The 19,295-nt window shown below is 34.9% G+C and carries 15 protein-coding genes and 1 tRNA gene; 2 read left to right on the forward strand and 14 right to left on the reverse strand.

Annotation, left to right across the window (positions count from 1 at the left end; all coding sequences use genetic code 11):
- Nucleotides 1–97 precede the first annotated feature (97 nt).
- Nucleotides 98–256 carry a rubredoxin gene (rd, locus tag C3E88_RS05470; RefSeq protein ID WP_236909161.1) on the forward strand — a complete coding sequence of 53 codons (159 nt, stop codon included), beginning with the start codon at nt 98–100 and terminating at the stop codon, nt 254–256.
- A 21-nt stretch (nt 257–277) separates the two neighbouring features.
- On the opposite strand, the gene yihA is transcribed toward rd, so the two are convergent.
- The 6 genes from yihA to C3E88_RS05500 form a co-directional block, all read right to left on the reverse strand.
- Nucleotides 278–883 (reverse strand): ribosome biogenesis GTP-binding protein YihA/YsxC, encoded by a 606-nt coding sequence (gene yihA, locus C3E88_RS05475; RefSeq protein ID WP_236909162.1) that lies wholly within the window; start codon nt 881–883, stop codon nt 278–280.
- Nucleotides 870–3,230, reverse strand: coding sequence for an endopeptidase La (gene lon / locus C3E88_RS05480; RefSeq protein ID WP_236909163.1), 2,361 nt, complete (start codon nt 3,228–3,230; stop codon nt 870–872). The genes yihA and lon overlap by 14 nt, the downstream gene beginning before the upstream one ends.
- Nucleotides 3,231–3,323: 93 nt before the next feature.
- On the reverse strand, nt 3,324–4,604 hold the full coding sequence (gene clpX, locus C3E88_RS05485; protein ID WP_236909164.1) for an ATP-dependent Clp protease ATP-binding subunit ClpX: 1,281 nt from the start codon (nt 4,602–4,604) through the stop codon (nt 3,324–3,326).
- Nucleotides 4,605–4,623: 19 nt separating this feature from the next.
- Complete coding sequence (gene clpP / locus C3E88_RS05490) at nt 4,624–5,208, reverse strand: ATP-dependent Clp endopeptidase proteolytic subunit ClpP (protein ID WP_236909165.1); 585 nt, start codon at nt 5,206–5,208, stop codon at nt 4,624–4,626.
- A 20-nt stretch (nt 5,209–5,228) separates the two neighbouring features.
- On the reverse strand, nt 5,229–6,518 hold the full coding sequence (gene tig / locus C3E88_RS05495) for a trigger factor (protein WP_236909166.1): 1,290 nt from the start codon (nt 6,516–6,518) through the stop codon (nt 5,229–5,231).
- A 165-nt stretch (nt 6,519–6,683) separates the two neighbouring features.
- Nucleotides 6,684–6,767, reverse strand: a tRNA-Leu gene (locus C3E88_RS05500).
- Nucleotides 6,768–6,909: 142 nt separating this feature from the next.
- Here C3E88_RS05500 and C3E88_RS05505 point away from each other — a divergent pair.
- Entirely contained in the window at nt 6,910–7,092 is a 183-nt protein-coding gene (locus C3E88_RS05505) for a hypothetical protein (protein ID WP_236909167.1), read from the forward strand.
- Between the two features lie 43 nt (nt 7,093–7,135).
- Here the strand turns inward: C3E88_RS05505 and C3E88_RS05510 are convergent, their stop codons facing one another.
- The 8 genes from C3E88_RS05510 to C3E88_RS05550 all read right to left on the reverse strand — a co-directional run bounded on the left by C3E88_RS05510 (nt 7,136) and on the right by C3E88_RS05550 (nt 18,888).
- Nucleotides 7,136–10,348: an ABC transporter permease gene (locus C3E88_RS05510; protein ID WP_236909168.1), complete on the reverse strand. Its 3,213-nt coding sequence runs from the start codon at nt 10,346–10,348 to the stop codon at nt 7,136–7,138.
- Nucleotides 10,349–10,360: 12 nt separating this feature from the next.
- The gene (locus C3E88_RS05515; RefSeq protein ID WP_236909169.1) at nt 10,361–11,047 is read right to left on the reverse strand and encodes an ABC transporter ATP-binding protein; all 687 of its coding nucleotides are present in this window, start codon (nt 11,045–11,047) and stop codon (nt 10,361–10,363) included.
- 108 nt (nt 11,048–11,155) lie between these two features.
- Nucleotides 11,156–11,347: a hypothetical protein gene (locus tag C3E88_RS05520; protein WP_236909170.1), complete on the reverse strand. Its 192-nt coding sequence runs from the start codon at nt 11,345–11,347 to the stop codon at nt 11,156–11,158.
- A 48-nt stretch (nt 11,348–11,395) separates the two neighbouring features.
- Nucleotides 11,396–12,964, reverse strand: coding sequence for an oligopeptide/dipeptide ABC transporter ATP-binding protein (locus tag C3E88_RS12490; protein ID WP_442870635.1), 1,569 nt, complete (start codon nt 12,962–12,964; stop codon nt 11,396–11,398).
- Entirely contained in the window at nt 12,957–13,949 is a 993-nt protein-coding gene (locus C3E88_RS05535) for an ABC transporter ATP-binding protein (protein WP_236909171.1), read from the reverse strand. Before C3E88_RS05535 ends, C3E88_RS12490 begins: the two co-directional genes overlap by 8 nt.
- Nucleotides 13,950–13,960: 11 nt before the next feature.
- Entirely contained in the window at nt 13,961–15,811 is a 1,851-nt protein-coding gene (locus C3E88_RS05540; protein ID WP_236909172.1) for an ABC transporter permease subunit, read from the reverse strand.
- An 18-nt stretch (nt 15,812–15,829) separates the two neighbouring features.
- Nucleotides 15,830–16,816 carry an ABC transporter permease gene (locus C3E88_RS05545; protein ID WP_236909173.1) on the reverse strand — a complete coding sequence of 329 codons (987 nt, stop codon included), beginning with the start codon at nt 16,814–16,816 and terminating at the stop codon, nt 15,830–15,832.
- Between the two features lie 161 nt (nt 16,817–16,977).
- Nucleotides 16,978–18,888, reverse strand: a complete 1,911-nt coding sequence (locus C3E88_RS05550) for an ABC transporter substrate-binding protein (RefSeq protein WP_236909174.1) — start codon at nt 18,886–18,888, stop codon at nt 16,978–16,980.
- Nucleotides 18,889–19,295 lie beyond the last annotated feature (407 nt).

Genomic DNA, 19,295 nt, shown 5'->3' on the forward strand with positions numbered 1-19,295 from the left:
TATTTATTTTTTATGTGGATTATTAAAAAATAAGTTTAAAACCCATAATTAGTGGGTAATATTTCTATTGACTACATAATGAAAGGAGAATTATATTATGGACAGATATGTATGCGAACCTTGTGGCTATGTTTATGATCCAGCTGAAGGAGATCCAGATAATGGTGTAGAACCAGGCACTCCTTTTGAACAACTACCTGACGATTGGGTATGTCCAGTTTGTGGCGCTACAAAGGATATGTTTGTAAAGGAATAATGTTTAAAAGGCAGCAATCCACTAGGGTTGCTGCCTTTGATTATCCATCAATAGTTTCCCTAATCTCTCCCATATTTCCTCCCTATTGATCTTCTTGGTAGAGGAATAGGGAAGGATTATATTTATATCCTTTATCCCTAGCTTATTTCTTATTATTTTCATATTAGCTTGATATTTTCCCTTGGATATCTTATCTGCCTTTGTAGCTATGACAAGGCCAGTAAACCCAAAAGTCTTGATCCAATTATACATCATCAAATCCAATTCCGTTGGTTCATGTCTTATATCTACTAACAAAACCACTTCTAGTAGATTCTGCCTGCTGCTTAAATATTCTTCGATTATATGTCCCCATTTCGCCTTTTCAGATTTAGATACCTGAGCATATCCATAGCCAGGTAGATCTACAAATCTAAATTGATCATTTATATTGTAAAAATTAATAGTTCTAGTCTTCCCTGGTTTTCCACTGGTCCTAGCTAAATTAGTTCTATTTACCATAGAATTTATAAAGGAAGACTTTCCTACATTGGATCTTCCAGCAAAGGCTATTTCCGGTAAACTACTATCTGGATATTGTTTTTTGTTTACTGCAATCCTTTCCAGATCAGCTTTATTTATCTTCATGATCATCGTCCTCTTTCAGTAAAACATGTTCAAGAACTTGCTCCATACTCTTCACTAACACAAATTCCATACTTCTCTTCACCTTCTCCGGTATTTCCTCTAAATCCTTCTTGTTCTCAAAGGGTATCAATATCTTCTTTATACCAATTCTATTGGCTGCTAATACCTTTTCTTTAATGCCTCCTACTGGCAAAACCCTTCCTCTCAAGGTAATTTCCCCTGTCATGGCTATATCCTTGTCAATAGGCTTGTTGGTAAGGGCAGATATAGCGGCAGTAGTCATAGTTATCCCTGCTGATGGCCCATCCTTTGGAATGGCTCCTTCTGGCACGTGAATGTGGATATCCATTTCCTTGTAAAAGTTATCCTTTATACCCAAATTCTTTGAATTTGCACGAATATAGCTAATGCCAGCCATGGCAGATTCCTTCATTACCTCTCCTAGTTGTCCAGTTAGCTGAAGTTTGCCTGTGCCTTTCATACAGTTGACTTCAACAGACAAGGTTTCTCCTCCAAAAGCGGTCCAAGCTAAACCAGTAGCTACGCCAACTTGATCTTCCCGTTGGCCAGGGTCTATTCGATACTTTTCAATTCCTAAATATTTATGGAGATTTCCCTTGTTTACTCTGACAGTTTTTATATTTGTTTCCACAATTCTTTTGGCAGATTTTCTGCATATATTAGCTATGTTTCTTTCCAAGTCCCTTACCCCTGCCTCTCGGGTATAGTTTCTTATTATTTTTCTTATAGCGGCATCGGAAACTATCAGATTTTTTTCCTTTAATCCGTGTTCTTTAAGCTGTTTTGGCAGCAGATGGTTAGTTGCAATCTTTAACTTTTCTTCTTCTGTATAACCACTTATTCTAATAACTTCCATTCGATCCAATAAAGGGGCTGGTATAGAAGCTACAGTATTTGCCGTGGTGATAAAGAATACTTTAGATAAATCAAAGGGTACTTCTAGATAGTGATCAGTAAAGGTATTGTTTTGTTCTGGATCCAATACCTCTAGTAAGGCACTAGCTGGATCCCCTCTAAAATCACTAGCTAATTTGTCTATTTCATCAAATAGAAATACGGGATTTTTAGACCCAGATTTTCTTATTGAACTAATAACCCTTCCAGGCATAGCTCCTACATAGGTCCTCCTATGACCTCTAATCTCGGCTTCATCTCTTACTCCTCCTAAAGACATTCGAACAAAGTTTCTATTTAACGACTTAGCTATGGATTTGGCTATAGAAGTTTTCCCTACACCAGGAGGTCCTACTAAACAAAGTATTGGTCCTTTCATATTTGCAGCCAATTCTCTCACAGCAATAAATTCTAAAATCCTTTCCTTCACATCTGTAAGTCCATGATGGTCCTCATTTAAAATATCTCTAGCTTTTTTGATATCTACCTTGTCCTTGGTTTCCTTATCCCAAGGGAGTTCCAATATCCAATCTAAATATGTCCGAATAACTGCTGTCTCTGCTGAATGAGGGGACATCTTGTCTAGCCTTTCTACTTCTTTCAGTGATTTTTCTTTCACTTCCTTAGGCATATTTATTTCGTCTATTTTTGTCTTATATTCTTCTATTTCTTCTAATATATCGTCCTCTTCGCCTAATTCTTTTTGTATAGCCCTCATCTGTTCTTTTAGATAGTATTCCTTTTGAACTTTAGTTATTTGTTTCTTAACCCTTTGGTTGATCTTTTCCTCTATCTTTAATAATTCAATCTCCTCTTGTAAAATCCTATGAAGCATTTCTAACCTTTCATAAAAATCAAAAGTTTCTAAAATCTTTTGATGATCCTCAATCTTAAAATTGATATACGAAGCAATAACATCAGCTAATCTGCCTGGATCCTCTATATCTGTAATGGTTATTAATATATCTGGAGATAGCCTATTGCTTAATGTTAAATATTCTTCAAAATCGGAAATAACTAATCTCATAATTGCTTCTAATTCTTTATCGAGAGTTATATCATCCATTTCATAGGTAAATTCTTCTACCTCCACTTCAAAATACTCTTCTTCTTTAGTTATTTCAACAATTCTACCCCGACTTATTCCTTCAACTAATACTCTTATGCTTCCACCAGGTAATTTTAACATTTGCTTAATCCTTGTAATGGTACCAATATGGTAGAAATCATCTAATGTGGGTTCTTCCACCTTAGCATCCTTTTGAGTGCATAGTAGTATTAAAGAATCGTCTACCATAGCTTCTTCTAAAGCATTGATGGACTTTTCCCTTCCTACATCAAAGTGGATAACCATGTGAGGAAATACAGACATCCCTCTTAAAGGTATAAGGGGTAATGTTTTTTTCTGCACAATATATTGATCTTTGTACATAACCTCACTCCTTTTATCTATATGTATTTATATATCATTGGAAACAATAGATAGAATGAAAAAAGCTCACGAAATTGTGAGCTTTTATTATTTTTATGATGCAGATTCTTTATTGTCACCCTTTTTAGCTCTATTTTTTGTGCTTCTTTCAGATATTACCAATGTTGGATCCCCGTTGTCTAGTATGGTCTCTTTTTTTATTAAACATTTTTCAATATCATCTCGAGATGGAATTTCATACATTATGTCCAACAAGTTTTCCTCTATTATACTACGTAGCCCTCTTGCCCCAGTTTTTCTTTCTATAGCTTTTTGAGCTATAGCTCTCAAAGCTTCCTCGTCAAATTCTAACTCTACTCCATCCATTCTAAATAGCTCTTTATACTGTTTTACAAGGGCATTTTTAGGTTCTGTTAATATCTTAACCAGTGATTCTTCATCCAACTCTTCTAGGGTTACTATTACTGGTAATCTACCAACAAACTCCGGTATTAGCCCATACCTTAGAAGATCTTCTGGCTGTATCTCCTTTAGTAGCTCTCCTATCTGAACATCTTCTTTACTCTTAATGTCTGCTCCAAATCCCATGGATTTTTTATCTACTCGATTTTGAATGATCTTATCAATACCGTCAAAAGCTCCACCAACTATAAACAATATATTACTAGTGTCTACTTGAATGAATTCCTGATGAGGATGCTTTCTTCCTCCTTGAGGCGGAACATTGGCCACAGTGCCTTCTAAAATTTTGAGTAGGGCTTGTTGCACTCCCTCTCCGCTAACATCTCGAGTAATAGAAGGATTTTCGGTCTTACGAGCAATTTTATCTATTTCGTCAATATATACTATACCCTGTTCAGCTCTTTCAATATCATAATCTGCTGCTTGAATTAACTTCAAGATAATATTTTCAACATCCTCACCTACATATCCTGCCTCTGTTAAGGAAGTAGCATCTGCTATAGCAAATGGCACATTCAATATCTTAGCTAATGTTTGAGCAAGTAAAGTCTTTCCAGAACCAGTAGGTCCTATCATAACTATATTGGACTTCTGTAGTTCTACATCATTAGTTTTTGATGGTCTCTTGTTTATTCTTTTGTAATGATTATATACTGCAACAGCTAAGGCTCTCTTTGCCCTTTCCTGTTTAATCACGTACTCATCTAGGGTTTCCTTTATCTCATCTGGTTTTGGTAATTCTCTTACATCATAATCAAATGCATCTATAAATTCTTCATCGATTATTTCCTGACATAGTTCTATACATTCATCACAGATGAATACATTTGGCCCAGCTATAAGCCTTCTAACTTGATCTTGCGGTTTCCCACAAAAAGAGCAGCGAAGCTGTTTGTCATCATATTTCGCCATTATGACACCTCTCTTAATCTTATTTTCCTGATTCTATTACCTCATCTATTATACCATATTCTTTAGCTTCTAAGGCAGTCATAAAGAAATCCCTATCCGTATCTTTTGAAATCTTGTCGAGAGGTTGATCTGTTCTTTCACTTAATATTCTATTGATAGCCTCTCTAGTTCGAATAATCCTCTCTGCATGGATTCTAATATCCTCAGCTTGACCTTGGGTTCCTCCTAAAGGCTGATGAAGCATAATTTCTGCATTAGGAAGAGAAAATCTCTTGCCTTTCGCACCAGCCGCTAGTAAGAAAGCCCCCATGCTTGCTGCCATACCTATACATATAGTTGATACATCTGGTTTAATATATTGCATGGTATCGTATATTGCAAAGCCAGCACTTATTGAGCCACCTGGGCTATTTATATAAAGCTGGATATCTTTATCTGGATCCTCAGCTTCTAGAAACAATAACTGAGCAACTATTAAATCTGCAGTTACATCATTTACTTCCCCGCCAAGAAATATTATTCTTTCCTTTAGAAGCCTAGAATAAATATCATAGGATCTTTCCCCCCTATTAGTCTGTTCTACAACAATGGGAACTAATGCCATCTTATACCCCTCCTAAAAGATTAAATAAATTTGATATTTGAAACGAGTAGTCCTATAGTCTTATCTCTAATTATACCCGTCTTAAGGTATTCCAAATCTCCTTTTTTCATATCTTCCTTAAATTTGTCTACATTTTCCTGATTGTACTCCTTAGCCAACTTTTCTAGCTCTTCTTCTATATCTTCTTCTGTAGCTTCCAATTTTTCAGCCTTTGCTACAGATTCTAGTACCAAATCAGCCTTAACTCTTTTTTCTGCTACTGGCCTTACTTGGTCTTTAAAATCATCTATTGTTGAATTAGTCAATTGTAAATACTGTTCTATGTTCAAGCCCTGCATTCTCAGTCTATAATCGAATTCACCAATTTCATTTTCTACTTGATTTTCTATCATAACTTCCGGTATATCCATTTCTGATAATTCAACTAATTTTTCCACAGTCTTGTTTTCAATCTCTATTTTCTCTTTTTCCTTTGCTTCCTTTTCAAGTCTTTCTCTAATACTTTGTTTATATTCTTCTAAAGTATCAAATTCCGATACATCTTTTGCAAATTCATCATCTAGTGTAGGTAATTCTTTTTCCTTAATCTCGTTAATAGTTACCTTAAACAAGGCTTCTTTTCCTCTCAGGCTTTCTTCAAAATAGTCTTCTGGGAAGGTTACTTTTACATCTACTATGTCACCTTTTTTCTTGCCGATGAGTTGTTCTTCAAATCCCTCGATAAATGTATTTTGTCCTAAGGTCAATTCTTGATTCTCAGCTGTTCCACCTTCAAATTGTTTCTCATCAATATATCCTTCAAAATCTATATTGAGTACATCTCCTTCTTTAGTTTCTCTATCACTAGCATCAATAATTCTACCATTCATTTCTTGAATAGCCTTCAATTCCATATCTACATTTTCATCTGTAACATTATACTCTACTTTTTCAATTTCTATACTATTATAATCGCCTAATGTAACCTCTGGCTTTATAGTTACTTCAACTTTTACAATTATTGGTTTTCCCTTTTCTAATTGCTCTATATCTACCTCTGGAGTATCTACTGGTTCTAATTCTAAACTTGCTATTGCTTCATCATAAGCCTCTGGCAAAAGGCTATTTAAAGCTTCTTCATAAAATATACCTTCACCATAATTCATTTCAATTATTTTTCTAGGTACTTTTCCTTTACGGAAACCTGGTACGCTAAATATATTTCTGTTTTTTAAGTAAGCTTTTTGTATGGCTTTTTCAAATTTATCTTCACCGATCTCAATGCTAAATGTGGCCTTGTTGTTTTCTTTTTTTTCCAAAACAGGGTTCATTATATATTTCCTCCTTAATCTCATTATTTATTTCAAACCAAACCTTATTAAGTACTTCGCTGTACCTTAAAATTATATCATAAAATTAATATTTATCCAATTTTTATGCTATTTAAATCAAATTTTATGTATAATAAAAAACCAATGGGATTCCATTGGTTCAAATGGTGCGGGAGAGAGGACTTGAACCCCCACGTCAAAGACACTAGATCCTAAGTCTAGCGCGTCTGCCAATTCCGCCACTCCCGCTAAAAAATTTCTTACCTTATCATTATAGCACGTAATTTATTTATGTCAATAATTTTTTATAAAAACTTATTGTTTTTATATTGTCAATTATCTGAATACATGATATGCTTATGTTAGTAAAGGCCATTTAGGAGGTATAAATATGAAAGATGCTAAATATATCTTTATAGAAACTGTCCTATTTTTTCTAGCTTTACGTCTCATATATCTCATTTTTGAAACACTTAAATTGCAAGCTAATCCAATTTATATATGCTTAATCTTTATGGTGCTTTGGGCTGCAGGAAAAGTGACTATTAGTAGTAAACTATCAAAAAATAAATGATTATATAATAAGTCAGGATCATTGGTGTATCCTGACTTATTTTTTATCTTGCAAGACTTCTTATATTTTCTACTGGATACTTTTCTGTAATTCTCTTACTAGGTAAATAGTAAATAAATACTGTCAATAAAAAGTAGATTATACATATGATAATGTGGATTGTCCATGGATATAACCAAAGCCTGTATGTGAATATATCCTTCATATAATCTGAAAAAGTTAATGAAAATTCTCCTAGTGTCCCTAGGGAAGTAAGGGTTAGCACTAGTATTAGCACTAAATGAATAATTAATAGAGTTAATGCTCCTGTTAATATACCTACCTTCAGATAATGCTTAGAAAACTGCTCTTTAGTTACCCCAAGGGACTGGAGTATTCCTATTCTATTTCTATCCTGTTCCATCTTGGATACGGTAGTATTGTATAAAATTATTAAAGCAATAGCAGCTGCTGTTATGCCCAGCAGTGATATTATAAGAGCATTATTAAAAGCTTCATAATATAACTCCGAATTGCTATTCTTATAATTATAAATAGTATACCCTCTATCATTTGCATAACTTAGTAGTCTGGCGTCTAAAATTACATCCCCCTGCTTAGAATCAGTATATATATAGCAAACGGTACGGCCATAGCTATATGGATAGATAAGATTAACCATGTCCTCTAAATACTTTACGTCCTCCAAAGTTCCTAATCCAAATCTTGATCTAGGATAAAGATACTCCATACAATCAATAGAACTTATCACCACATAGGGTGCTACACTATTAGAAAAAGGCCAAACACCTTCCTTTGGTAAATAGTGAATGATTCCTCCTACTTTAACCTCTTTAGTATCATAAGATGAACCATAAATATCACCGTCTACCACTTCCCTATCAGCAGATAAATAGATTACATCCCCGGGTCGTATATATTTCTGTTTCGTATAATAATCCTTATACCTAGTATTGTAAGTAATATCATAGGCTCCACTGTTTTCAAATAACCATTTCATTCTATTGTCCTCATTGGTAGCAGCTATTACTTTTTTCTCAGAAAAAGGATTTATACCTACATTCGTATCCCCTGGAAGATACATAGGGATTAATAATATGACCTCTTCTCCGGTTATGAACTTCTTCCTATCTACTTTTCCTTCTGTTACCAAAGAATTATACTTTTTAAATTGACTCCCTTTGGCATCTATAGCATAGATCTTTGTATAAAATGCATTGTTAATATATTCTGTTTCATCTTCTAATCCCTTATTATATTTACTAAAATGACTAATTAATAGTCTACTTGGTAGTAAATCCTCAAAGGTATTGAAGATTTTATTATCTTCAATATCTTCGTGCCAAAGGAAAAGCTGTCTTCCTACTTTATAGACTTCAGTAGATTTGACTCCGTCTATCTTCTTAAGCTCCTCATCCATAATGGGAATTACTTTCTCCCTTTCTCCAAAGATAGCCTCCATAGCATAATCCGGTCGATTGTTCGCTAAGACTGTTTCCCTATAGTTTCCAAAGGAAAAGAAACTAAGGAATACAGTTACCAGGAGAATAGTAATGGTAATAAAAGATATTCCAAAGGATATAAAAGCTTTACTTTTATTAAGCTTAAAATATCGCCAATTGATATAAGAAAAACTTTGGCGCTTAATCTTATTATCCTTCTCGTCTTTTCGTTTTATCTTTTTATGTTTAGGTGGTCTTTCCATAGCACCTACTAATGGTATGTTTATTGCGTATATAGTTGGTATAGTCATGCCTATAAACAATGCCAATATGCCTGCTACTATACCTATAAGGAATAGATATGGAAATACGTGAAATTTAAGATTTCTACCTCCAAATTTATTCATACTAAAAATTATTATTGCAGCAACTCCAAATCCTATAGGTACCCCTATAAATAGTCCAGACCTTAAAAAATATACTCCTTCATATAATAGCATCTTAATAATCTGAAGTTTAGTAGCCCCAATAGATTTTAACAATACAATTTTTCTAGACCTTCTTTTCATTTGAGTCAAGAATATTTGAAATATAGCCAGTGCAGTTGCTATAAATACTACTGCTATAATAATTAAGGCTAATACATTTTCCGTTGAACCTTTCATATCAGGATATGAAAAAGTGTTTTTTCTGAAATTAGCAGTATTTATCTCCATCTTACTACCTATAGCATTATCCCCTTCAAGGGATTTATCAGCCCATTCTTCAGGCTTCCTTTCCGCAAACCATTTTTGGTTCTCCTCTAGAGCTTTTTCTACTTCTTCATCTGTAGCACCATAAAGAGACATCCAAAACCAAAAGTTTATACCTTCCACCCTATCTTCTTCAGTTTCAGGTTTGTTAGGATAATTCGGTGTTAAGTGAGAATATAGTCCTTCTTTTAAAGAGTTAGACCCTAAAAAAATATTGTAAGTAAATTGATAATCTGAAAAATCTTCTATGGTGGTACCATAAAAAACATCTGTAAATACTTTACCTCCCTCTTCCGTAATAAAAGCATTTGGGGAGCTGTGTCCACCTAAATCCCATTTATCTGTATAAGTTTGTAAAATGCCTGTAACTGTAAATTCCCTTTTTAAAATAACCTTCTGTTCATATAAAAATCCTTCTTCTCTTATAAATTCTGGATCCTCATCTCCGTCCATCGGATAATAAAAGAAATAGTCATTTGATACTACAATTACCGTATCATCAATATATTCAAAAGGCGTTTCATGATGCTGAAGATAATTAGGGTATATTCCCTGCTCATAATACTCTTTATTTAATTCCATTATATATGGTCCAACATCTCTATCAATTGTAGTAATAGGAATATTTACATTTATTTTCTGTCCTACTTCTAGATCTAAATTCATATTGCTCATCTGATTGAGTTCTAGCATTATCTCATCAGGTGCTTCTGGAAAGCGGCCCTTATAAAGGGAGAACCTTCCCATGTCTGCTAAATCTTGATTAAATGTGCCTACAACTCCACAGGAGTCTGATTCTCCAATAATTAAGCTAGCTCCTATTATATCTACCTCAGGTTCTTTTTTTAGTTTCTCTAATATCTCTTGGTTTCCTCCTAAATAGGCTGCATGCCATTTGCCATATAGGTCAAATTGTTGTTCCGCTTTTGTTTTATCTATACTTGATTGAAAAATTGTAGAGGTCACGATAAATACAAAGGCTAATATTATTACAATTTTAATAAGAATAGTGTCTTTCCTTCTTCCCTTTAGACCATTTCTAGCAATATTTTTCATATTCATGGTCCTTACCTCCTAGATTGCTTTATCTTCTATGGAGGAAATCCTGCCATCTGTTATGGTAATAATTTTATCTGCTTCTTTTGCTATCTCTAAATCATGGGTAACTAGTATTATAGTTTGGTCAAACTTTTTTGCAGATTCTTTCATAAGCTTTATTACTTCCTGCCCAGTATTTTCGTCTAAATTTCCCGTTGGCTCGTCAGCTAATACGATGGCAGGTTTAGATACTAAGGCACGGGCAATAGCAACCCTTTGTTTTTCGCCACCAGAAAGTTCATCGGGATAATACTTTAGCTTTTCTTTAATGTTTAAGGTTTTTATGACATCATTAAAGTGATCCATGTCTGGCTCCCTATCATCTAAATGGATAGGCATTAAAATGTTTTCTTCAACTGTATGCTCTTGTAGAAGATTAAAAGCCTGAAATACAAATCCAATTCGCCTTCGACGTAATATGGCCAATTCCCTATCCTTTAAATCAAATACCGACTCACCTTCTAAATAGAGTTTTCCACCTGTAGGCTTATCTAATCCGCCTAATATATGTAGTAAGGTAGATTTTCCTGAACCACTACGACCTATGATTGCGTAAAAAAATCCTTCTTCTATTTCTAAACTTGAAGGCTTTAAAGCTTCAACTTGAAGCTGGCCTTTGCCATAGGTTTTTTCAATATTTTCTGCCCTAAGAATAACTGCCATAAGTTCCCTCCTCTTACCCAAGTATTTTGTTTTGAAAAAAACGGCACTTATTAGTGCCGATTAAAATTCCCTTATAATCAATATATGGTAATCCCCCGTCATTTACCCCTAAAAGCTAAAGCACCAAAAGAGTATACCAATGAAAACTAGAAATATAGGCCCAAAAACTAATATTGCAGAAATAATTATTGCTAATATATCGTTTTTTTCTAATTCAATAGGTTCCTCATGGGATTCCCACTCTCCCCTGGAATCAAGGTTATTTTCTTTTGAACTGTTCTTCTCTTTAAGCCAATCCATCGCTCGATCTATCTTCTTTTGAAATATCATGGTTAAATCAGAGCCTTTCTATTCTTTGTCCTCTCCATTAAGCTTATGGTGACAAGCCACAAAATGCCCTGGTCGAGCTTCCTCCCATTCAGGTACAACAATACTACATATGTCTGTAGCATATTTACATCGTGTATGGAACTTACATCCTGATGGCGGATTTACTGGACTAGGCACATCCCCTTCAAGGGGCTTCATCTCCCATTTGCTATCCACATCGGTAGTGGGTATTGCTGATAATAAGGCTTCAGTATAAGGATGCAAAGGATGAGAATAAAGCTCCTCCGTTTCAGCCAATTCTACGATACTACCTAAATACATAACTCCTACCCTATCACTTATATACTTAATTACACTTAAGTCGTGAGAAATAAACAAATAGGTTAAATTTTCCCTTTCCTTTAAATCTAATAGTAGATTGATGATCTGAGACTGGATAGATACGTCTAGGGCAGATACTGCCTCATCAGCTACTATGAACTTTGGTCTTAAAGCTATAGAACGAGCTATACCAATACGCTGTCTTTGTCCACCTGAAAACTGGTGAGGATAGCGATGTACAAAATAAGATGCCAGTCCACACTCATCCATAGTGGCTAATATATGGTCTTGTATGTTTCTATCTCCCTTAGCAAACATCTTGTGAGCATATAATCCTTCGGAGATTATTTGCCCTACAGTAAGTCTTGGGTTTAAAGATGAATATGGATCCTGGAATATTAATTGTAAATCCTTTCTAAGAACCCTCATTTCCTCCGTTGTTAACCTTGCTAAGTTAATACCTTTGTCCTTATACTTTTCATGCTTTTCAAAATCCGGATGATCACGATACTTGTCTAGCATCTCCTGTATTTCTTCATTGACGGCTTGAAGTTTATTTTCAATTTCAGCAAGTTCCTTTTCATTATTCTTAATTCCAATCCTATCTTTTTCTGTAGCTTTCTCAATATCATTTTTACTCTTGCCTTGCTCCTCTAATAAAGATATATTACCTTCAAGCTTTACAGTATCTTCCTCTATTTTGTTTCTAAGCTTTCGTGCTTCAACAGCATAGCTGTGTTCTTTTAGGAGTATTTTGGATACTGGCTCCAAATCCTCTGCTACCATAAAACCACCAATTAGTTGAGCTAAATCCAGGTATAATAATCTAGCATCCTTTTCAATTTGACGGAGCTTATCTAAAGCACGATACTTTTCGTCCCCTTCTGGCAATGAATCGTAGGTAGCCTGAGCAGCCTCCTGTTCTTTTCTCAATTCATATAAGTCTTTACGTCTTCCGACAAGATTTTCTAATATTTCCGAAACATATTTAGGAGGAAATTCATCAATATCACGGCCATAATATATGGTACGTCCATCAGTTTGATCATACAATTGTAACAGAGTTCGACCCAAAGTAGACTTCCCACAACCACTTTCACCTACTAAACCTAAGGTTTCTCCTTCATATATATCTAATGTTACATCATCATTAGCTCTTACATATAGTTGTTCCCTATCAAATATTGATTTTTTCTTCAAAGGGAAGTATTTTTTTAAATTTTCAATACGAACTAATACTTTTTTATCGGTGGTATCCTTAGCCATTGGATCTCACTCCTTTCTCTGGATAGAAACAAAGTATTTCGTGATCTTTAGCTACTTGTACTGGTTCTGGTTCCTCTACATGACATCTGTCCGTAGCGTATTTGCACCTAGGAGCAAATTTACAACCTACTGGTAATTTCAAAGGATGGGGTACTGCCCCTGGTATAGCTTCTAAGCGAACGCCAGGAGGTGTATCTAACCTTGGAATAGATACCAGCAATCCTTCCGTATAAGGATGGGAGTAAATGGTTTTAGGATCGAATATTGTTTTTACATCTGCCTTTTCCACTACTTGCCCACAATACATAACTGCTACATCGTCAGCCATTTGATTAATAACCCCTAAATCATGAGTAATGAACAAAATAGCCGTATTTATATTTGCTTTCAATTCATTCATCAGTTTTAGGATTTGTGCCTGAATGGTAACATCCAGGGCTGTTGTAGGTTCATCTGCAATTAAAAGCTTTGGCACGCATGCAAGAGCCATTGCAATCATAACCCTCTGTCTCATTCCTCCAGAAAGTTGATAAGGATATTGCTTTGCAACAGATTCTGGATTAGGTATCTTAACTAGGGATAACATTTCCACTACTTTATCTGCAGCTTCCTCCTCTGTCATCCCTTGGTGAATGATGAAAGGTTCTGAAACCTGTCTTTCTACTGAAAATACTGGGTTCAAAGAAGTCATAGGTTCCTGGAATATAACGGATATATCATTGCCTCTGATCTTTGTCATATCCCGTATTGGCACATCTACTAGATCCCTACCATCGAATATGACCTCTCCATCTGCTATATATCCATTTTTATCTAAAAGCTTTATAATACTCATAGCTGAGACGCTTTTTCCACTACCACTTTCTCCTACAATACCAAGAGTCTTTCCAGGTTCCACAGAGTAGGAAACGCCATTTACAGCTTTAACCGTTCCCCTTTTAGTCTTAAAATAAGTATGCAAGTTGTTGATTTCTAATAATGCCATAACTCTTCCTCCTAACGTTCTTGAGTTTTTGGATCAATTGCATCACGTAAGCCATCGCCTATGGTATTGATGGAAACTACACTAATGCTTAGTAAAATCGAAGCAAAAACCCATCTCCACCAATAGTTTTGGATGACTATACTATTGTTTGCACCATATAGCATATTTCCCCAAGTTGGGTGCGGAGCCTGTACACCAAATCCTAAGTAGGATAGAGTTGCTTCAGTTAACATACTGCCTGCAAAGGACAAGGTGGCCGATACTATAATAACCGATATTACATTTGGTAGAATGTGTTTGAAAATAATATTTCTTTCCTTAACACCTAGGGATTTAGCTGCTATTACATATTCTTGTTCACGTACTGATAGAACCTGTGCACGAACCAATCTTTGGAGTCCAGGCCATGATAGTAGCCCTAAAATAAACATGATCAATACAATCCTCTGTCTTGATGTCATAGAGTTACCGATTAAGGCAGATAAAATCATTGCAAAAGGTAAGAATGGTAAAGATGCTACCATTTCAGAAACCCTCTGTAAGATAAGATCCACTTTGCCTCCAAAGTAACCGGATACCCCACCAACTATTACTCCAATAATCGTAGAGATTATTACTGCAACAGCTCCTATTAATATGGACATCCTTCCACCATTTAATAGTCTGGTAAATATATCTCTACCAAGTTCATCAGAGCCAAATAAATAGCCCTTCAAACCCCAAGTAAGTATTTCACCTTCTGTAGTTACTGCATAATTTTGATAGAAATTTGTAAAAAACTTATCTATATCAGCAGAAGCTATGGATGTTGGAACCGTAGCTTGCTTATAGGTATTGTCTCCCCAAGAAACAATCTTTCCATTCTCAGTTAAGGCAGTATAATGATATCTGCCACCTTGAAGGGATACTATCTTGCTTTCCGTTTCTGGTACTCTACCTTCTCCTTTAGAGGAAATATTTCCCCATACAAATACTTTGCCCTCATCATTAACCACTCCTACAGTACCTGCTGTAGCCGATAGATCCACTACATTTCCCATCCCCTCTGGTATGTTCGAATAGGCATTTTGTTCTGTTCCAAGATAGACTACCTCTCCATCAAAAGTTAAACCTATTACTGCATCTGCAGTAACAACTACTTTCTGCAACTGTCCTTGATACGAGTGGAATAAATCGATATCGTTGTTCATAACATTACCAAAATAATACATATGGCCATCTTCAGTTAGCACTATAGAGTTTTGATAACCTGCCACTATATCAACTATATTGTTTAATTTAGCTACTTCATCAGGAATTTTAGTCTGTTTTTGTCGACCATTTCCCCAAGCAAACAGTTTTCCCTCATCGTTTAAAGCCAGTGCATGGTCAAAGCCTGCAGCTACTTTAGTGACTTTTCCCATATCCTTAGGAACTCTCTTTACATCAATAGTATTACTTACCCTTGTCTTACCCCATGTATATACCTTTCCATCTGTAGAAACACCAACGCTAAAAGTAGGTCCAACGGATATATCCTGTACTTTTCCTTCTAAAGCACTAGGAACCTTCATCATATCACGGCCCGGAGCTACATTTTGCTGACTCGTTTCTGAGAAAGATAAATCTATAGGATGAATTAAAGGACCGAGCATCATAGTTATAAATATTATCAAAAATATGACCAAAGCCGTCATAGCAACTTTATCACTTCTAAAAGAAGATCTAACTACTTGCCAAGGACTTTGGATATCTTCTTCTTCTAAAGCGGTCATCTTTTTCTTTCCACCAAAAAGATTGATAAAGAGAAGGTGTAGAAAGGATTTTTTCTTTTTGTTATCTTTTTTATTATCATTTTTCTTATTTTCAGCTTTTACATTCATATTGATTACCTCCTCCTTTTATCGATCTACCCTGACACGGGGATCTACAAATCCATAGCTTATATCGGTTACTAGATTACCAACTAAGGCTATAACAATATAAAACATCTGTATAGCCAAAGCTACTTCATAGTCCTGATTTTGTAATGCATCGATATAAAATTTCCCCATACCATGCAGGTTAAACATTCTTTCAATAACCAACGAGCCTGAAAACACACTCATAATCCAGCCAATTATTAAAGTGATAACAGGAAGAAGAGCATTTTTCCACGCATGTGAATAGATAACAACTTTTTCACTTAAACCCTTTGCTCTAGCAGTTTTAACATAATCCATACTAAGCGCATCAATCATTGCTGCACGCACATGTCTTGTTACGCCAGCAAGGGAACCCACGATCATTATTATCAATGGTAATGCTAAATGATACATCAAATCCCCAAAGGCTGCTAGTCCTGTTCCCTTAAAGTTAGCTGTACGCATCCCACTTACTGGAAACCATCCTAGCTTTACGGAAAATAGAAATATGAATAGTAAAGCAATAATAAACACTGGGATACTATGGCCTACTACAGTTAACACCTGTACAGTCTTGTCAAATGCAGAATTTTGTTTTACAGCAGTCTTTATACCTAAAGGTATGGTTATTAGTAGCACCGCTGCTATAACAAATATATTTATAATTACAGTATTCCTCAATGGTGTAGTAACCACATCTTTAACAGGTTGTTTGTATACACGAGAGGTACCAAAATTACCTCTTAGCAAATTACCAATCCATTTGCCATATCGTACGATCATTGGATCGTCTAGCCCTAACCTTTCCCGTGCTTGTTGATACCTATGCATATATTCTTCCGGTGTAAGGGTTTCTTTTAAAGGCTCTACTTCTGCTCTAGCAGGGTCTCCAGGTATTAAGTTGTATAGGAAAAATAGAACAATAGACATGATGAAAAACACCAATATCATATATAAAATTCTTTTAGAAATGTATTTAGCCATATCATTACCTGCCTTATCCTATATTTTTGTACAACCTTATTCTAACTGTCAAATATATTTAATATCCTAATATATTAATACGATAAAGTTTATGTTATTATGTAGAAATAGGGTATTCTCATACCCTATTTCTACTGATTTTCTAATAATTGTATTCTATTTTATTCTTCAACTACATATGCATAAAGAAGTGCTGTATCTATACGTATAAGCGAGTTTGTATCGTAATTCTTTAGCTTATCGTTATAGAAATCATGATACAAGTTTGAATATAGTGGTATATCTGGCATCAATTCATTCCATCTTGTGATAAACTCTACAAATTTAGCCTTAAATCCATCTCTATCTTCTGGATCTAGCAATACCATTTCTTTAGCTAAGGATTCAAGCTTTTCATCTAAGATATAGTTATCATTTAATCCTAGTTTTAATAAATCAGGATCTGTTGTATATGCTGTGGTTAGATCATATCTTGGAGTATAGTTAGTAGCCAAGTTGAACATATGGTAAGTAGGAACTCCATATTTACTATCTTTAGATCCATCACGATATAAGTAATTCAATAGTTCACCAAATGTCATAACAGTTTGGTTGATCTTCATACCTGCAGCTGCTACATCTGGGTTTTCTTGTAGCTTTACTACTAATAGGTCTGAAAAAGCATTCTGTTCAGTAGATGCCCATTCTAATTCAAGTGGCATTAATTCACCATCTTCTGTCTTCTTATAACGGATACCTTCTTTATATTCATCTCCATTTGCATCATATATCCATCCATCTTCTTCTAGCAACTCTACTGCTTTTTCAAGACTATATGGATATTGATTCAACTTTTCGTTCAATTCAGCTTTTGTCTCTTGATAGAACCACATAGCTTCACCATAAGGCCCATTAACTACTGTACCAAAACCTCCAGTGAAGGCTTTAGCAAAGTCATTTCTATCAATAAGATGTGCTATTGCTTGTCGAACAGCAGGATATTGAGTTGGTCCATAGTCACATACCAATGTTAATTTACCATATCCAGATCTTGGATACTCAACAAAGTCAAATCCGCCTTTGTCTACAAGGTCAAGACCAGCATTGATTTCGTCTCCACTAGCCATACCAGATAGTAAATCTACTCCACCAGTTGCTAATTCGTCTACAGCTGTCTCTTGAGTAACCTTCTTATAGATTATGGTTTGGATCAAAGGCTTTCTACCTTCATAGTTCCCTAGGAATTTCTCATTTACTTGAAGTACTGCAGTTTTAGAAGCCTCATCATAGCTTTCTAATTTGTAAGCTCCACTTGAAGGATATATACCAAATCTAGCTTCCTGCATCTTGTCTCCAAAGTTTTCTGTAGTAAAGTTCTCAGATAGATAAGCTCCATCACCATCATCATGAATTTCAACAGTTTCGTCAGTCCAATAAGATAGTTTTTCAGGACTAAAGCTTACAAGGGTTAATTCAAAGAAATATGGAACATTTTCTGGTGCTATAGTTACAGCAAAAGTTTTTTCGTCGATTAAATTAACACCTTCAAATTCTTTTGTTTCACCTTTTGAATAGCTACTCCATCCTTTTAGATATTGACCTGTAGTATTACTTCCACCAGTTTCAGCTATTACAGGTGAAGCCCATAGTAATGCTGATGCAACATAATCTTTAGCAGTAATAGGACTTCCATCATCATAAGTTAAACCATCTTTAATAGTCCACGTATAGGTCTTAGACCCATCTTCATTTTCTGTTACTTCGTAATCTTCTACTACGGTGTCGTTGATTACATACTCACCGTCAAAAGTCATGTCAACTGTACTGTACCCTGTAATAAAGTTGTATACATCGTAGTCTGCTGCGTTGTTTTGCCAAACAGGAATCCAGTCACCAGTTAACTCAGTTGTATTACCGATGATTATCTGACCCGTAGGTTCAGTAGGCTCATCAGATACATCTTCTTCTGGTTCGTCTACTACTTCAGTATCATCTTCTACAACATCTGCTGGTTCTTCCTTCTTACCACAGCCTGCCGTAAATACTGTAAATAGAAGTACCAGCGCTAATAATAGTGATAACTTTCTCTTCATTAAAATACTCCCCCTTTTTAAATTCATTTTTTAGAATATTATTAATATATTGTATTATACCATTATTAACCCCTTTCTGTCAATGGAAGGTATAGTACAATACATTTGAAGGCTAATTTATATAATAAGTATGTAATTGTCCTAACTTAAGGATGGTTCATATATGGATGTATTTGCTGTTTCAAAATAATAGATATAGTTTATTATCCATTAGTTAAATAGTTCTCCATGATTACTAATATCCCCTTGCAAGGTTGATGTCTTATTCTGTCGAATTATTTAACAATTCATAATATATACTATATTACTACTATTATAACATATACTACTTATCTTTTGTAAGTATTCATCCTTTTAAATATATTAAATATTATTACTATTGCTTCATATCTAATTTATATATAAAA

The organism is Clostridium sp. Cult3, from assembly GCF_021655115.1.
GTDB lineage: Bacteria > Bacillota > Clostridia > Tissierellales > Tepidimicrobiaceae > PPXY01.

Coding starts and splice junctions, on each gene's coding strand:
- rd (WP_236909161.1), top strand. CDS start 98: ATGGACAGATATGTATGCGAACCTTGTGGCTATGTTTATGATCCAGCT.
- yihA (WP_236909162.1), bottom strand. CDS start 883: ATGAAGATAAATAAAGCTGATCTGGAAAGGATTGCAGTAAACAAAAAA.
- lon (WP_236909163.1), bottom strand. CDS start 3,230: ATGTACAAAGATCAATATATTGTGCAGAAAAAAACATTACCCCTTATA.
- clpX (WP_236909164.1), bottom strand. CDS start 4,604: ATGGCGAAATATGATGACAAACAGCTTCGCTGCTCTTTTTGTGGGAAA.
- clpP (WP_236909165.1), bottom strand. CDS start 5,208: ATGGCATTAGTTCCCATTGTTGTAGAACAGACTAATAGGGGGGAAAGA.
- tig (WP_236909166.1), bottom strand. CDS start 6,518: ATGAACCCTGTTTTGGAAAAAAAAGAAAACAACAAGGCCACATTTAGC.
- C3E88_RS05505 (WP_236909167.1), top strand. CDS start 6,910: ATGAAAGATGCTAAATATATCTTTATAGAAACTGTCCTATTTTTTCTA.
- C3E88_RS05510 (WP_236909168.1), bottom strand. CDS start 10,348: ATGAATATGAAAAATATTGCTAGAAATGGTCTAAAGGGAAGAAGGAAA.
- C3E88_RS05515 (WP_236909169.1), bottom strand. CDS start 11,047: ATGGCAGTTATTCTTAGGGCAGAAAATATTGAAAAAACCTATGGCAAA.
- C3E88_RS05520 (WP_236909170.1), bottom strand. CDS start 11,347: ATGGATTGGCTTAAAGAGAAGAACAGTTCAAAAGAAAATAACCTTGAT.
- C3E88_RS12490 (WP_442870635.1), bottom strand. CDS start 12,964: ATGGCTAAGGATACCACCGATAAAAAAGTATTAGTTCGTATTGAAAAT.
- C3E88_RS05535 (WP_236909171.1), bottom strand. CDS start 13,949: ATGGCATTATTAGAAATCAACAACTTGCATACTTATTTTAAGACTAAA.
- C3E88_RS05540 (WP_236909172.1), bottom strand. CDS start 15,811: ATGAATGTAAAAGCTGAAAATAAGAAAAATGATAATAAAAAAGATAAC.
- C3E88_RS05545 (WP_236909173.1), bottom strand. CDS start 16,816: ATGGCTAAATACATTTCTAAAAGAATTTTATATATGATATTGGTGTTT.
- C3E88_RS05550 (WP_236909174.1), bottom strand. CDS start 18,888: ATGAAGAGAAAGTTATCACTATTATTAGCGCTGGTACTTCTATTTACA.